The organism is Sinorhizobium numidicum, assembly GCF_029892045.1.
GTDB lineage: Bacteria > Pseudomonadota > Alphaproteobacteria > Rhizobiales > Rhizobiaceae > Sinorhizobium > Sinorhizobium numidicum.
Genome location: NZ_CP120367.1, coordinates 2,189,128 through 2,203,617 on the forward strand (window position 1 = coordinate 2,189,128; position 14,490 = coordinate 2,203,617).

Sequence of the window (14,490 nt, forward strand, 5' to 3'; positions counted from 1 at the left end):
TCCGTTTAGGTTGCCGGGGCCTCCTTGCCAATCCGACGCGGGCGCCACCTTATTGGCAGCGCTGCCATCAACTCCAGTAACCCATTTTGGCAGCGCTGCCAATCAGAAAATGGTAGCGCTGCCAAAAAATATCGTTATTGAATCTAGGAGAAAATCCGGTGCCTAGTGGCGCCCGCGCTGAGCTGCGTCAGATTTTCAGAAGTAGGTTCGAAAGTGACTTTGGACTTCAAGCATCAGGCCACGGTAACGCTTGCTGAGGTCGCGCAGGCCGCCGGTGTCGGCGAGAGCACGGTGTCGCGCGTTCTTCGAAACCATGGCTCGTTTTCCCGCAAGACAAGGGACCGCGTGATGGAGGCGGTCGAACGGCTCGGCTACGTACCGAACCGGATCGCGGGAACGCTAGCTTCCGCCGGGTCGCGTCTCGTCGCCTTCGTCATTCCCTCTCTGTCCAACATCGTTTTTCCCGATGTGCTCAGGGGTGCGAGCGGCGTGTTGGAAGAGAACCAGCATCAGGCCGTCTTCTCCGTTACCGACTATGATCCGGGACGCGAGGAGGCACTCGTCGCTGCGATGCTTGCTTGGCGGCCGGCAGCGGTGATGCTGGCCGGATATGAGCACACGGACGGTACCCTGAAGATGCTGCGGGCGAGTGGGTGCCGGGTCGTGGAGGTGCTTGATCTGGATGGCACCGCGGTGGACCTGGCGGTCGGCTTTTCCAACCGCGCCGCAGGGCGCGCAAGCGCCGATTTTCTGTTGAAGCGGGGTTATCGGCGGATCGGCTATGTAGGGCACGATCTTGAGCGCGACACCCGTGCCGGAAAACGCTTCGCCGGCTTCTGCGAGACGCTTAGTGCTGCTGGCTTCCCGCTCGTTGATCGGGAAATTCATGCCGGCGCCTCGTCAGTAGAAAATGGGCGATTTGGGCTGCAGCGGCTGCTTGCCCGAAAACCGGATATCGACGCCATCTATTTTTCGAACGACGACATGGCGCTCGGCGGCTATTTCCACTGTCTGGCGCGCGGAATTTCGATACCCTCGCAACTGGCGATCTTCGGCTACAACGGGCTCGATATCGGCCGGGTGACACCGCAGCCGCTCTCGACCATACGCACGCCTCGCGTCGCCACGGGCCGCGTGGCGGCGGAGCTTATCGTGGCGAACGCGCCGCCGCAGGTGGTCGACCTCGGATTCGAGCTGCTCGAAGGCGCCACTGCCTAACCTGAAAGGATGTCCAATGCCGGAGACGCGTCTGCGCGACGAAATTTGCCGATATGGTCGATCCCTTTTCGAACGAGGGCTGACACCTGGCTCGTCAGGCAACATATCCCTGCGGCTCGATGATGGCGGCTGGCTGGTCACGCCCACCAACGCATCGCTCGGATTCCTCGATCCCGCCCGCATCTCGCGGCTTGATGCCGAGGGACGGCTGGTCTCCGGCGACAAGCCGACCAAGGAAATTCCGCTGCATTCGGCTCTTTACGAGACGCGCGGCAGCGCGCGGGCGATCGTCCATCTTCACTCGACCCACGCGGTAGCGCTCACAATGCTTCCCGAAATCGATCCGCGCGCGGCCCTTCCGCCGTTGACGCCCTATTATCTCATGCGTGCCGGCGAGACAGCTCTCCTGCCCTATTACCGGCCGGGTGATCCAGCGGTTGCCGATGCTATCCGCGGGCTGGCGGGCAAATACACCTCGGTGCTGCTTGCCAATCACGGGCCGGTTGTCGCAGGCGACAGCCTCGAGGCCGCGGTTTTCGCAACGGAGGAACTCGAGGAAACGGCAAAGCTCTATCTCCTGTTGCGAAGTCTCAACCCTCGCTTTCTCAGCCCGGCGCAAGTCGCCGATCTCGTCAAAACCTTCGGTCTCGATCTGCCGTCCCATGACGACCATGAGGACCACGATCACGCCTGAGCCTGCCGGCGGTGCGCGTTGGATGGCCGAGAAATGCCCGTCAACTTGTATGCGTCGCACAAAAGGCGCGGCCATTTTTGATGCAGTGCGGCGACGAACTGGCCTTGACCGCACGTTCTTTTGCGAGGTCTATTGGTGCTACTGATCTGCTGGACCAACCAGTGGATCAGTGGGAGGCGTGAAGCAGTGAACGGCAGTCCGATACTCACGCAGATGCCGAAGGTTGGGCAAAGCCTTGACCGCCGCACGGCGCGTGAGGTGATTGCCGACAAGCTGATGGTTCTGGTCGCGACCAACATGCTGCGGCCGGGCGACGAGCTGCCAGGTGAACGCGAGCTCGCTAACGTGCTTCACGTCAGCCGCGAGACGGTGCGCGGCGCCATGCAGGCGCTTGCCGCGCGCGGCATCATCGAGGTGTCGCAGGGCAGCCGCAGCCGGGTTGCCAATGTCGATCTCAGCCACATCACGGTCACGATTGCTTCGCCAAATGCGATCGACAGCTACGATCTCGAGGCGGTCCATGCCGCGAGGCTCCACATCGAATTGAAGGTCGTGGGCGACGCCGCTGAAAAGATGGACGAGGAGACGCTGCGCAAATTGGAGAGCCTGCTCGAGGCACAAAGGCTCTGCGGCGATGACGCAATGCGGTTTTTGATCTGCGACCGCGAGTTCCATGTGGCGATCTATCGGGCCTGCGGCAATCCGCTGCTCTCCGATTTCGTCACCGACCTTTACACCTATATGATGGATTTTCGACGCAACGCCATGTCGCAACCCGGCGCAATCGAGGCGAGCTACGAGGATCACAGCGAAATCGTCGAGGCACTTCGCAAACGCGACCGTGAGGCGGTCGTTGCAGCCTTTCACCATCATCTCACGCGGATTTATGAGACCACGAAGGATTTGCTCGCCGCGAAACGGCGGGCGGAAGGAAATAGAAGCAAAAAGGCACGTTGAATCCGGATTAACCCGGTGTGGCCGAACAGGGAGGAGGTTCGCCGTCAATGCATGTGATGATTATAGGCGCGGCCGGCATGATCGGTCGAAAACTACTCGAAAGGCTTGCGCGCGAGCCGGATGCGCTCGGTAACGAGCTCAAAAAGCTGACACTGGTGGACGTGGTGGAGCCGGCGGTCCCGCCCGTATTTTCTTCCGTATCGACGGCACTTGCGCTTGATCTCTCATCAGAAGGCGCAGCCGAGCGGCTCGTTTCGTCTCGGCCGGACGTGATCTACCATTTGGCGGCGATCGTGTCGGGCGAAGCGGAAGCGGACTTCGAGAAGGGCTATCGCGTCAATCTCGACGGCACGCGGGCGCTCTTCGACGCGATCCGCTCCGAGAGCCGGAACGAACCTTATTTGCCACGCCTGATCTTCGCCTCCTCGATCGCGGTCTTCGGCGAACCTTTTCCGGCCAAGATCGGAGACGAGTTTTTCACGACGCCGCTGACGAGCTACGGGACGCAGAAAGCGATCTGTGAATTGTTGCTCGCCGACTATACGCGGCGCGGCATCTTCGACGGCATCGGCATCCGTCTGCCGACGATCTGCATCCGGCCCGGAGCACCCAACAAAGCGGCGTCGGGTTTCTTCTCGAACATCCTGCGCGAGCCGCTCGTCGGGAAGGAGGCCGTTTTGCCGGTCGATGAGAACGTCCGCCACTGGTTCGCAAGCCCGCGTTCCGCAGTCGGTTTCTTCGTTCACGCGGCGCGGATGGATACAAGCCAGATCGGGCCGAGGCGCAATCTGACCATGCCCGGACTGTCGGCGCTGGTGGGCGAAGAAATCGAGGCGCTTGGGCGTGTGGCCGGCCAGAAGGCCGTGAACCTCATACGTCGCGAGCCGGATCCGGTCATTCGCTCAATCGTCTCCGGTTGGGCGACGGATTTCGATGCGCGCCGCGCACGCGAGCTCGGCTTTACAGCGGAAACGAGCTTCGACGAGATCATCCGGATCCACATCGAGGACGAACTCGGGGGAAGGATCTGAGATGGCGCAGGCGAGCAGATCGGGCGAGGGAAAGATTGCGCTTGTGACGGGTGGCGGCACCGGTGTCGGGCGCGGCATAGCCAAGGCTTTGAGCACTGAGGGCTACACGCTCGTCATTACCGGCCGCCGTTCGACTGTACTGGAGGCAACAGCCGGGGAAATCGCGGCCGAGACTGGCGGCGTCGTGCGGGCGGTCGTCTGCGACGTCGGTAATCCCGGTGAAGTTGCGGCCCTTTTTGAAGCGATCCGCGCCGAGTTCGGTCGGCTCGACCTGCTCGTCAACAATGCCGGCTCGAATGTGCCGCCGGTGCCGTTGGAAGACGTGACTTTCGAGCAATGGAGCGGCATCGTCGCAGCCAACCTTACGGGCGCTTTCCTCTGCACTCAGCAGGCATTCCGGCTGATGAAGGCGCAGGACCCCCGCGGTGGGCGGATCATCAATAACGGATCGATTTCAGCGACCACGCCAAGGCCAAATTCGGCACCCTATACTGCAACCAAGCACGCCATCACGGGGTTGACGAAATCATCGGCGCTTGACGGGCGGGCGCATGACATAGCCTGCGGACAGATCGACATCGGCAACGCCGCAACCGACATGACGCAGAAGATGAGTGTCGGCGTTTTGCAGGCTAATGGCGAGATCGCGGCAGAGCCGACCATACCGGTCGAGCACATTGCCGAGGCTGTCGTCTATATGGCGAGCCTGCCGCTTACCGCCAATGTGCTGAGCATGACGGTGATGGCGACAAAGATGCCGTTGGTCGGTCGTGGATAGAGACGAGGGTTTAGCAGGCCGCTGATCTTCAGGGGGAGCCAGGAGAGACCTGGCGGAGAAAGGCGGACCGAACGTGCAGCAATTAGTTTCAGGAGGAACTCACATGGCCGGCGTTGACTTTGTTGATGTTAAGAAATCGTTCGGCGCCTTTCCCGTCATCAAGGGTGTCAACATCGAGATCGAGGATGGCGAATTCGTCATTCTCGTTGGCCCCTCCGGTTGCGGGAAGTCCACGTTGCTCAGGATGTTGGCGGGGCTTGAAAACATCACCGCGGGCGAAATCCGCATCGGTGACCGCGTCGTAAATCGGCTGCCGCCGAAGGACCGCGACATCGCGATGGTGTTTCAGAACTATGCGCTCTATCCGCATATGACGGTGGCCGACAACATGGCTTTTTCGCTGATGCTCGCGGGCTCTCCCAAAGCGGACATCGACAAGCGCGTCGGAGTGGCGGCGGAAATCCTTGGCCTTTCGAAACTGCTCGACCGCTATCCACGGCAGCTCTCCGGCGGCCAGCGCCAGCGTGTCGCCATGGGCCGGGCGATCGTGCGTGACCCGCAGGTATTTCTCTTCGACGAACCGCTCTCCAACCTCGACGCCAAGCTACGCGTTGCCATGCGGGCGGAAATCAAGGAACTGCACCAGCGGCTGAAGACTACGACCGTCTATGTGACACACGACCAGATCGAAGCCATGACCATGGCCGACAAGATCGTCGTCATGCATGACGGCATCGTCGAGCAGATCGGCGCTCCGCTCGAACTTTACGACAACCCAGCCAATCTTTTTGTCGCCGGCTTCATCGGCTCGCCGGCGATGAACATGATCAAGGGCCGGCTCGACGAAGCCAATCCCAATGCGTTCATCACCGCTGACGGGACCGCCTTGCCGGTCGCCCGGCCGCCGGCAGCGGCGCGAGGGCGCGAGCTCGTCTATGGGCTCAGGCCAGAATACATGGCGCTCGATCCGAACGGCCTTCCGGCCGAGGTCGTGGTTATCGAGCCGACCGGTTACGAGACGCAAATGATCGCAAGACTCGGCGGCAACGAGGTGACCTGTGTCTTCCGCGAGAGAGTGAGCGTCAAGCCCGGTGAGCCGATCCGCCTGTCGATCGATGCAGCGCATGTGCACCTGTTCGACGCCGAGACTGGGCAAAGACTATTCGACTGACGCCACGGGAGAGGGCGAGGAAGGGAGGAGCCTTCCTCGGCCTTTGCCGCACGGACGATGCCAGGCAAACGGCCGGGCATCACGGCTGCTGCATTCGCCAAGCGGGACGGTGAATGCCGGACAGAGACGCTCCCGCTTTTTGAAGGAGGAGTACCATGCCCATAAAGAGACGTGATTTTCTTGCGGCCTCCGCCGCCCTTGCCGGTGCGGCAGGTCTTTCGCCGCTTGGCATCCGCCCGTCCTTCGCGCAGGGCGCCGAGCCAAGCTACAAGCCGGAGGAAGGCGCAAGCCTCAGGCTTCTTAGATGGACGCCCTTCGTCAAGGGCGACGAGGATGCCTGGCTCGCCAACACCAAGAAGTTCACCGAGGCCACCGGTGTCGAGGTTCGCATCGACAAGGAGAGCTGGGAGGATATTCGTCCGAAAGCAGCCGTTGCCGCGAATGTTGGCTCTGGCCCCGACATGATCATGTGCTGGTTCGACGATGCGCATCAATACCCCGACAAGCTCGTCGATGTGACCGAACTTGCAAATTATCTCGGCGACAAATATGGCGGCTGGTACGACGGCTTGAAGGGCTATGCGAGCCGCGAGGGCAAATTCATCGCCATGCCGCTGACGGCCATCGGAAACGCTGTATGCTACCGCGACAGCCACATGAAAGCGGCAGGGTTCAGCGAGTTTCCCAAGGACACCGACGGTTTCCTCGAACTCTGCAAGGCCATGAAGGCAAAGGGAACGCCCGCTGGCTTTCCACACGGAAAAGCGGTCGGTGACGGCAACAACTACGCCCATTGGCTACTCTGGAGCCATGGCGGCAAGATGGTCGACGAGACCGGCAAGGTCACCATTAACAGTCCAGAGACATTGAAGGCGGTCAACTACGCTAAGGCGCTCTACGAGACCTTCATTCCCGGCACCGAGAGCTGGCTCGACATCAATAACAATCGGGCCTTCCTCGCAGGCCAGGTGTCGCTGACCGCCAACGGCGTTTCGCTCTACTATGCGGCCAAGAAGGATGCGGCGCTTGCCGAGCTGGCGGCGGACCTCCGCACCACGAACTTCCCCGTGGGGCCGGTCGGTCAGAGCGTCGAGCTGCATCAGACAAGCTCGATCCTGCTTTTCAATCACAGCAAATATCCGGAAGCGGCCAAGGCCTACATCAAGTTCATGATGGAGGCGGACCAGATGAACGCGTGGATCGAAGGATCGAGCGCCTATTGCTGCCAGCCGCTGAAGGCCTTCGCCAACAATCCCATCTGGACGTCCGATCCGATCCACGCGCCCTATGCCCGCGCTTCCGAGACGCTGCGCCCGAATGGTTATGCCGGCCCGCTCGGCTATGCCTCGGCCGGCGTGATGGCGGATTACGTCCTTGTCGATATGTTTGCGGCCGCTGTTACGGGGCAGATGACGCCGGAGGACGCCGTCGCCGAGGCCGAACGGCGGGCAAACCGCTATTATCGCGTCTGATCTTTCGTGGCGGCCGTGAAGGCCGCCGCGCCTCAAAGTGCGTCGGCGGCCCTAGGTTGCCGGCGCAAAGTTGAAGCCGTTCATCCAGCCGGAGTAGTCCGATGTCCATCACGTCGCCTGGAAAGCCGCCATCGACCGCGGCTTCGCTCATGCAGAACAACAACGTGCTCGGTCTGCTGTTCATGCTGCCGGCCGCTGTCTTTCTCGTTTGCTTCCTCACCTATCCGCTCGGGCTCGGCGTCTGGCTCGGTTTCACTGATACCCGCATCGGCCGCGACGGTATCTTCATCGGCCTGGAGAACTATGTCTTCCTTGCCCGGGATTCGGTGTTCTGGCTCTCGGTCTTCAACACGCTTCTCTATACTTTCGTGGCCTCGATACTGAAGTTCGTGCTCGGCCTCTGGCTCGCGCTGCTGCTCAATGAGAACCTGCCGTTCAAGTCCTTCTTCCGAGCGATCGTGCTCCTGCCTTGGGTGGTGCCGACGGTGCTTTCGGCGCTCGCCTTCTGGTGGATTTACGATTCCCAATTCTCGATCATTTCCTGGTCGCTGATGGAGCTCGGAATTATCGACGGGCCGATCAACTTCCTCGGCGATCCGACGAACGCACGCGCTTCAGTGATCGCCGCCAATGTCTGGCGCGGAATTCCCTTTGTGGCGATCTCCCTGCTTGCCGGGCTGCAGACGATCCCGGCTTCGCTGCAGGAGGCAGCCTCGCTTGACGGCGCCACGAGCTGGCAGCGCTTCCGTTATGTCACCCTGCCGATGCTAACGCCGATCATCGCTGTCGTGATGACGTTTTCGGTGCTGTTCACCTTTACCGATTTCCAGCTCATCTACGTCTTGACCAAAGGCGGGCCGGTGAACGCGACCCATCTGATGGCGACGCTCTCCTTCCAGCGCGGCATTCCTGGAGGCCAGCTCGGCGAGGGGGCGGCGATCGCCGTCGCGATGATCCCCTTCCTGCTCGCCGCTATCATGTTCAGCTTCTTCGGCTTGCAGCGCCGCAAATGGCAGCAGGGCGGTCAGGATTGAGATCGGGAGGGATAAAATGAACACGACCACAAAAATGGAAGACGCCGTTCTCACCGATACCGCGGAGGGCATGAGCTATCTCAACCGCTTGCCGCGTAGGATCGTCGTGCTCTATCTGCCGATGGCGGTGTTCGTCTTCGTGCTGCTGTTCCCGTTCTACTGGATGGCGATCACGGCCGTGAAGCCGAACTCGCAGCTCACCGACTACAACAATTACAGCCCCTTCTGGGTGGTTAGACCGACGCTCGACCACATTAAATATCTGCTTTTCGAGACCTCCTATCCCGGCTGGCTGTGGAACACGATGCTGGTTGCCGTCGGCTCGACCATCTTGTCGCTGGCAGCCTCGGTCTTTGCGGCTTACGCGATCGAGCGGGTGCGCTTCACCGGCTCTCGGCCCGTCGGGCTGATGATCTTCCTCGCCTATCTGGTGCCGCCGTCGATCCTCTTCATCCCGCTCGCATTCATCGTCTTCAAGTTCGGGATCTATGATTCCAAGCTGGCGCTGATCTTCACCTATCCGACCTTTCTCATCCCATTCTGCACATGGCTGTTGATGGGCTATTTCCGCTCGATCCCGTTCGAGCTGGAGGAAAGCGCGCTGGTCGACGGGGCGACGCGCTGGCAGATCCTCATCCGGATCATTTTGCCGCTCGCCGTGCCGGGGCTGATTTCGGCCGGCATTTTCGCCTTTACGCTCTCCTGGAACGAATTCATCTATGCACTGACATTCATCCAGTCGTCGGAGAACAAGACCGTGCCGGTCGGTGTGCTGACCGAACTGGTACGCGGCGACGTCTTCGAATGGGGCGCGCTGATGGCGGGCGCCTTGTTCGGCTCACTGCCCGTCGTCATCCTCTATTCGTTCTTCGTTGACTACTATGTCTCGTCGATGACGGGGGCGGTGAAGGAGTAACCGATCGCTATTTTACCTGAACCGAGAGGCCTTCACCGCCGGTGTCAGGAGAAGTGCGAGCGTGGCGGCAATCGAGGCGAACGGCGCCCAGGCGCCGGGATCCTCCAGTGCCCACAGCGTCAGGCCGCTGAAGCCGCACCACAGAAGGGGCATAGGCAGAAGCAGCCAGGGCGTCTTCCGCGATGCCGCCAACACTGCGCCGAGCGTTGCCGTTGCGGTCGGATCCGGCATCATCGCGAAGGTCTCGGCCGAGGCGAGGGAGCGGCCCGCCAGCAAGGCAAGGAATGGATAGGCGAGCAGGCCGAAGAGCATGAGGCCGATGCCGCCGGCTTGGCGCAGGCGGGTTGCGGCCGGGTCGGCTTGCCCCGTCGTGCCGCTCCACAGAGCCAGCAATCCGGCCTCAGCCAGGAAGGCAATTGCCGCGTAGGACGTCGCCCAACTGATGGCGGCATAGCGTATCCACAGGAACTGCCACGCGCAGAAGGCCCAAGCTGCGGCAAGCGTCGGATACACGGCGATGCGGGCGCGCGGAACATGCAAGGCCGGTATCAGGACGAGGAGCGCAGCGGCGATCAGGATAAGCTGAAGCGGCCAGAGATCCTGGTTGTAGCGCTCGATGAGGCGAAAATAGACCCTCGGCGAAAACATCAGGAAGTCTGAGAGCGTGTAGCTCGTCCAATCGGGCATCAGCTCGCATCCGCGTCACGAGCACGGCGCCTGTTCACAGCGCCTCCACGTAGTCGACCATGCGCCGGCGCGTCCTTTCATCCGGCAGGATGCCTGTCGCCGCCTCGATGTTCTCGCGCACATGGGCGACGAGGGTGGTCGCCGGAATGGCGCAGGTAACCGCCGGATGGGAGATAATGAATTTCAGCAGAAACTGAGCCCAATTGCGCGCGCCCGTCTCGGCGAGCCAGTCCGGCAGGGGTTCGTCCTCGAATTGTCGGATGAGGTTCCCCTGGCGGAAGGGACGGTTGACGATGACGGCGATGCCCTTTTCCTGCGCCAGCGGCAGGATGCGTTGTTCGACTTCACGGTCGAGGACATTGTAGGTGACCTGGACGAAGTCGATCGGCTCGTTCGCCATGATGCTTTCGATTTCCCGGTGCCTGCGCCCTTCCGAGGTCGTGATGCCGACATAGCGCAATTGTCCTTGCGCCTTCATCTTAAAAAGAGCCGGCAAATGCTCCTCCCAGGATAGAAGATTGTGGACCTGCATGAGATCGAATTTAGCTACCCCCCAATAGCCGCGGGAGGCCTCGATTTGCGACGCTCCCTCTTCCGGGTCCGATATCCAGACCTTCTCGGCCGAAAACAGGCCCTTGGGATATCCGAGCTTGCGTAACCCGTAGCCGATCGTCGGCTGGGAAGAGCCGTACATTGGGGACGAGTCGATCATGCGACCGCCGCCTTCGAAGAAGGCTGCCATTACATCCGCGCATTCGTCCTTAAGCACCGGATCGTCTCCGACGTTGAAGGTGATCCAGGTGCCGAGGCCGACAACCGGCACCGGCTCGCCGCTCACCGGTATGGGCCTGGTGATGATGTCGGCGGGCTGTCCGAGCGCCAGCCGCGGCAGAACCGGCAGCAAAGCCCCGAAGCCGAGCCCCTGCATGATCGCGCGCCGGGTGATTGCCATCGCTCACTCCCTCCGTTTGAAGCGGCATGGTAAAGGCTTGTCGGTCCTCGCCCGCGGCCCGCTCCAAAGTCGCTGTGATCGTGTCGGCAATGACCGCCGCGACGAGCCGGCACGGACGCTCACGATAATGAACCCCCGCGGAAGAAGTCTGAAGGCACGAAGTCGTGAGCGACGAATTCGGTGCCGCAGACGAGCGCGCTCAGTCCTAACCGTTAAAGGCGCGCTCGATCGCGGCGATATCGAGCTTGACCATGCCGAGCATGACTTCGGTTGCGCGTTTGGCGCGATCGCGATCAGGATCGGCAATCATGTGCAGTAACTGCTGCATCGGCTTTCGGGCAGAGGAACACCGCGGTTCGCCGCCTCGGTCAGATAGCCGGATCTCAGCCCGTGCGCCGAAAATAGCGTCGGATCGAGGCCTGCTTACAGCGGCCTTCAGAACCAGGTTGACCGATTGCGGCGTTAGCGCGCGCCGGTCAACATTGTCCCATTGATCGATGCGCCGGGACACCGCGCCCGTCGTCGATCCCGGTTCCGCCAGCCACCGTTCAAGGCGATTGCCGGTCGGCCGATCAGGATGACGGGCGCGTCGTCATCGGCGACGGTGGTCTTGGTGCGGCCGAGGTTGATAGTGAGACGGATAGGGCAGGGGAGGTCTTGTCGGTCGGTCGCTTCTCTCAACCTGGAGGGAACCGTGACAGCCTCCGCCAAAAATTTCGGCTTTCCGCCGAATCCAGAACGATCTATCTGTGCTGCAGCATATGACGAGCCTGACTGGCTACGGTTCGGCAGGCCAAGATCAAGGGAAGACTATGGCGACGGGTACGGTAAAATGGTTCAACGCAACAAAGGGCTTTGGCTTCATCCAGCCGGACGACGGCAGCGCCGATGTTTTCGTCCACATTTCTGCAGTGGAGCGGGCTGGCCTGCGAGATCTGAAGGATGGTCAGAAGATCACCTATGAGCTGGTAAAGGATCGTAAGTCCGGCAAGATGTCGGCGGACAATTTGCAGGCCTAGCCCGGTTCCTCACACGCGAGCTAGGATAGGCCGGGGTCGACTCGGCCTTTTCCGTTTAGAGTATTCAGCGACCGGTAAGAGTGGTGCACCCGGCCCCGCCGCGACGTGAACGTTCTTGAATTTGTTGCAATGCAACACCACCTTTTTAGTGTCGAGGCGGTTCACCTCCTCCCGAACCGCTTCGGTTCGACGGACAGCCTTCCTCCTCCCAGCTGTCGGTCACTTAACGAAGCCCGGCGCACCTCCTCCGCGCCGGGCGTTTTCGTGCCGTCGGTGCGCAGTTTTCAGCAGGCCGGCCGCACCCCGATTTTGCCACTCTTATCGGTCATGCCGTCACGCGATCAGAATGCGAGAGCGGAACCATGGAAGCCAACGCGAGCGACCGCGAGCTCATCGAGGTGATGAGACGTTACTTTGCGACGAAGGCTGAGCTGGCTGCGTTGAAGGCGCAGCTGGAAGCGGCGAGGCAGGCCGCTGGCGCGGAGATCACTACCTTTTACGACCCGCGTCACAATCGAACTCATGCGGGCATCTTGCTACGATCCCATGACCTGAAGCGCGAAATGGCTTCGCTGATGGAGCGCGCTGAAACCTGGGCCAGGGCAGAAATTGCCGCAAACCAAGATCGATTGGTGGAGGCGTCGACGGCGGAAGAACCGTCATCGCCCGATAGGCCGACCGACACGCCATTCGATGCCGCCGCCGCATCGTCGCGTTTAAACGATTAGCCGCGCCACGCGTCCCAGCTTGCGCTCGGCTTTGTTGTAGTAGCTCGCCGCCTGCGTCACTGACTTGTGCAGCGACTGCTGCATCGCTTCGGGGAGCGGAACGCCGCGATTGGCCGCCTCCGTCAGATAACCGGATCTCAGCCCATGCGCCGTGCCGCGTCGAGGCCGGCCTGCTTGCAACGGCGCTTCAGGATCAGGTTGACCGACTGTGGCGTGAGCGCCCGCCGGTCGACGTTATCCCATTGATCAATGCGCCGGAATACCGGTCCCGCGGTGAGCCGTGCTTCCGTGAGCCATCGTTTCAAGACGGTCACCGGCCGACCGATCAGCAGCACATGTTCGTCGTCGCCGCTAGTTGTCGTTTTCGTGCGGCCGAGGCGGATCGACAGGCAGGGCAGGGGAGTTCTCATCGGCCGGATCGGCGCGCACCGGCTCCTCCTCGTGGAGATCCTCGACGCGCAAATCCGCCACCTCCGAACGGCGACGGCCGCCGGAGGCAAAGGCGGTCAACAAGAACGCGCGATCGCGCAAGTCGACGAGCCGATCGCCGGCGCAGGCCTGAAGCAGCTTCGCCAGGACATCCTCGGTAACCGCCTTTTTGCTTTTCCTTTGCCGTGGCCGGCTGCTTGCCTTCACCGCTAGGCGAAGTGCGCTCTTGAGCGAGGGCGCTGAAAACGAGCCGCTTAAGCCCCGCCAGCGGATGAGAACCGACCAGCTCGTCAACCGTCGCCGCACTGTGCCGGGCGCGTGCGGGCCGACGGCCTTCAGCAGGCGCTCGGCGCGCAATCCGGCCTCGACCTCCGCCGGCATGGCGCGGCCCGCGTCCTCGGCTCGCTTCACCCGGTCCCAGAGGTGGTGGGCAACGAATTTCAGCAGCAGGCTTTCCGGCGCCGGCCAGGGGAGGGGGGAGTCGGTCGCAAGCTGGCACCAGACCTCGCGGTAGCCGAGGTCGGAGGCAAGGGCCCTCAGCGGATTCTTCCCCATGCCTTCGCTGGCGAGATGCTTGAGTATGGCAACGTCGTCGTCGGTCAGGAGACCGGCGAGCTGGTCGCGGCGGTTAAACGGCAGAATTGCGTCGAGTGCGTCGAGCGCCTCGGCCCGTTTCACGATCGCATCCTCGTCAATTTGTCACAGGACGGTTTTCCGTTGCCAATGAACGCCCTTTCGATCAGCACCTCGTTATCGCTCTTCACGCGTATGCCAAAGCCGCAGCACGTAGATCGTTGACTGCCTGATCTCATAGCGCATTTCGTAATGGCCAACGACGATTCGGCGGACCTCGCGGGGATTGAACTCCTCCAGCCGCTCGCCGATCCATGGTTGTTCAAGCAGGCTTGTTGGAGCGCTTGTCAAAGATTGGACGGTGCGGACAGCGGCTTGCCGATTTACTAGCGCCAGGAAATCATAGAGGCGCCCGAGATCGGACACCGCTTTACTCGACCACTCAAGCTTCATCACAGCGGTAGCGGCCGCGGCTTGTCGCTGTCGAGACTGTCGGCCCACGCCTGCACGGACTGATGGTCAATCACCCGGCCACTGTCCACGTCAGCGAGCGCCTCCAGAGTCATGCGCCGGCGTTCCTCTTCCTGGTCGATCCAGGCCGCCAGCGCTTGCTTCACGATCCAACCGCGCGAACGCTCAAGTCGAGCCGCGATCTGATCGACTTTTTCGGCGAGCGGCAGGGGCACGTGCGCTGTCACTACCTTCGTTTCCATGTTTTGGCCCTGTCGATTCATTTTCAATCACAGTGATTAATATTGATTAACTTGGAGAAAAATCAAGCGCGAATGGCGGCGGCGAGATTGCCCGGCGGCCGCTCGCCGGTCGACAGCG

At 61.5% G+C, this 14,490-nt stretch carries 15 protein-coding genes and 3 pseudogenes; 11 read left to right on the forward strand and 7 right to left on the reverse strand.

The window, feature by feature from the left end; all coding sequences use genetic code 11:
• Positions 1–219: 219 nt before the first annotated feature.
• The 9 genes from PYH37_RS10375 to PYH37_RS10415 all read left to right on the forward strand — a co-directional run bounded on the left by PYH37_RS10375 (position 220) and on the right by PYH37_RS10415 (position 9,271).
• Positions 220–1,218, forward strand: coding sequence for a LacI family DNA-binding transcriptional regulator (locus PYH37_RS10375; protein WP_280732471.1), 999 nt, complete (start codon positions 220–222; stop codon positions 1,216–1,218).
• Between the two features lie 16 nt (positions 1,219–1,234).
• Positions 1,235–1,912, forward strand: coding sequence for a 3-oxo-tetronate 4-phosphate decarboxylase (gene otnC, locus PYH37_RS10380; RefSeq protein WP_280731336.1), 678 nt, complete (start codon positions 1,235–1,237; stop codon positions 1,910–1,912).
• 186 nt (positions 1,913–2,098) lie between these two features.
• The gene (locus PYH37_RS10385) at positions 2,099–2,869 is read left to right on the forward strand and encodes a FadR/GntR family transcriptional regulator (RefSeq protein WP_280731337.1); all 771 of its coding nucleotides are present in this window, start codon (positions 2,099–2,101) and stop codon (positions 2,867–2,869) included.
• A 47-nt stretch (positions 2,870–2,916) separates the two neighbouring features.
• Complete coding sequence (gene denD / locus PYH37_RS10390; protein WP_280731338.1) at positions 2,917–3,900, forward strand: D-erythronate dehydrogenase; 984 nt, start codon at positions 2,917–2,919, stop codon at positions 3,898–3,900.
• Position 3,901: 1 nt separating this feature from the next.
• Positions 3,902–4,678: an SDR family oxidoreductase gene (locus PYH37_RS10395; RefSeq protein ID WP_280731339.1), complete on the forward strand. Its 777-nt coding sequence runs from the start codon at positions 3,902–3,904 to the stop codon at positions 4,676–4,678.
• Positions 4,679–4,781: 103 nt separating this feature from the next.
• Complete coding sequence (locus PYH37_RS10400) at positions 4,782–5,849, forward strand: ABC transporter ATP-binding protein (RefSeq protein ID WP_280731340.1); 1,068 nt, start codon at positions 4,782–4,784, stop codon at positions 5,847–5,849.
• 155 nt (positions 5,850–6,004) lie between these two features.
• Positions 6,005–7,321, forward strand: a complete 1,317-nt coding sequence (locus PYH37_RS10405; protein WP_280731341.1) for an ABC transporter substrate-binding protein — start codon at positions 6,005–6,007, stop codon at positions 7,319–7,321.
• A gap of 101 nt (positions 7,322–7,422) precedes the next feature.
• Entirely contained in the window at positions 7,423–8,355 is a 933-nt protein-coding gene (locus PYH37_RS10410) for a carbohydrate ABC transporter permease (RefSeq protein WP_280731342.1), read from the forward strand.
• Positions 8,356–8,371: 16 nt separating this feature from the next.
• Positions 8,372–9,271, forward strand: coding sequence for a carbohydrate ABC transporter permease (locus PYH37_RS10415; protein WP_280731343.1), 900 nt, complete (start codon positions 8,372–8,374; stop codon positions 9,269–9,271).
• Positions 9,272–9,283: 12 nt separating this feature from the next.
• Here the strand turns inward: PYH37_RS10415 and PYH37_RS10420 are convergent, their stop codons facing one another.
• From PYH37_RS10420 to PYH37_RS10435, 4 genes and pseudogenes are all read right to left on the reverse strand, one after another.
• Positions 9,284–9,958 (reverse strand): DUF6064 family protein, encoded by a 675-nt coding sequence (locus PYH37_RS10420; RefSeq protein ID WP_280731344.1) that lies wholly within the window; start codon positions 9,956–9,958, stop codon positions 9,284–9,286.
• A gap of 34 nt (positions 9,959–9,992) precedes the next feature.
• A complete protein-coding gene (locus PYH37_RS10425; protein WP_280731345.1) occupies positions 9,993–10,910 on the reverse strand; it encodes an aldo/keto reductase in 918 nt (305 codons plus the stop codon).
• Between the two features lie 205 nt (positions 10,911–11,115).
• Positions 11,116–11,229 (reverse strand): annotated as a pseudogene (locus tag PYH37_RS10430) (VOC family protein); the annotation flags it as partial.
• Positions 11,221–11,578 (reverse strand): annotated as a pseudogene (locus tag PYH37_RS10435) (site-specific integrase); the annotation flags it as partial. The pseudogenes PYH37_RS10435 and PYH37_RS10430, both read right to left, overlap by 9 nt.
• Positions 11,579–11,722: 144 nt before the next feature.
• On the opposite strand from PYH37_RS10435, the gene PYH37_RS10440 reads away from it, so the two are divergent.
• Both PYH37_RS10440 and PYH37_RS10445 read left to right on the forward strand, forming a co-directional pair.
• Positions 11,723–11,929 (forward strand): cold-shock protein, encoded by a 207-nt coding sequence (locus PYH37_RS10440; RefSeq protein WP_280732472.1) that lies wholly within the window; start codon positions 11,723–11,725, stop codon positions 11,927–11,929.
• A gap of 362 nt (positions 11,930–12,291) precedes the next feature.
• The gene (locus PYH37_RS10445; protein ID WP_280731346.1) at positions 12,292–12,657 is read left to right on the forward strand and encodes a hypothetical protein; all 366 of its coding nucleotides are present in this window, start codon (positions 12,292–12,294) and stop codon (positions 12,655–12,657) included.
• On the opposite strand, the pseudogene PYH37_RS10450 reads toward PYH37_RS10445, so the two are convergent.
• The 3 genes and pseudogenes from PYH37_RS10450 to PYH37_RS10460 form a co-directional block, all read right to left on the reverse strand.
• Positions 12,646–13,782, reverse strand: a pseudogene (locus PYH37_RS10450) (tyrosine-type recombinase/integrase). The gene PYH37_RS10445 and the pseudogene PYH37_RS10450 overlap by 12 nt on opposite strands.
• Positions 13,783–13,836: 54 nt before the next feature.
• Complete coding sequence (locus tag PYH37_RS10455; protein ID WP_280732473.1) at positions 13,837–14,112, reverse strand: type II toxin-antitoxin system RelE/ParE family toxin; 276 nt, start codon at positions 14,110–14,112, stop codon at positions 13,837–13,839.
• Complete coding sequence (locus PYH37_RS10460; protein ID WP_280731347.1) at positions 14,112–14,372, reverse strand: CopG family ribbon-helix-helix protein; 261 nt, start codon at positions 14,370–14,372, stop codon at positions 14,112–14,114. Before PYH37_RS10460 ends, PYH37_RS10455 begins: the two co-directional genes overlap by 1 nt.
• Positions 14,373–14,490: the final 118 nt, after the last annotated feature.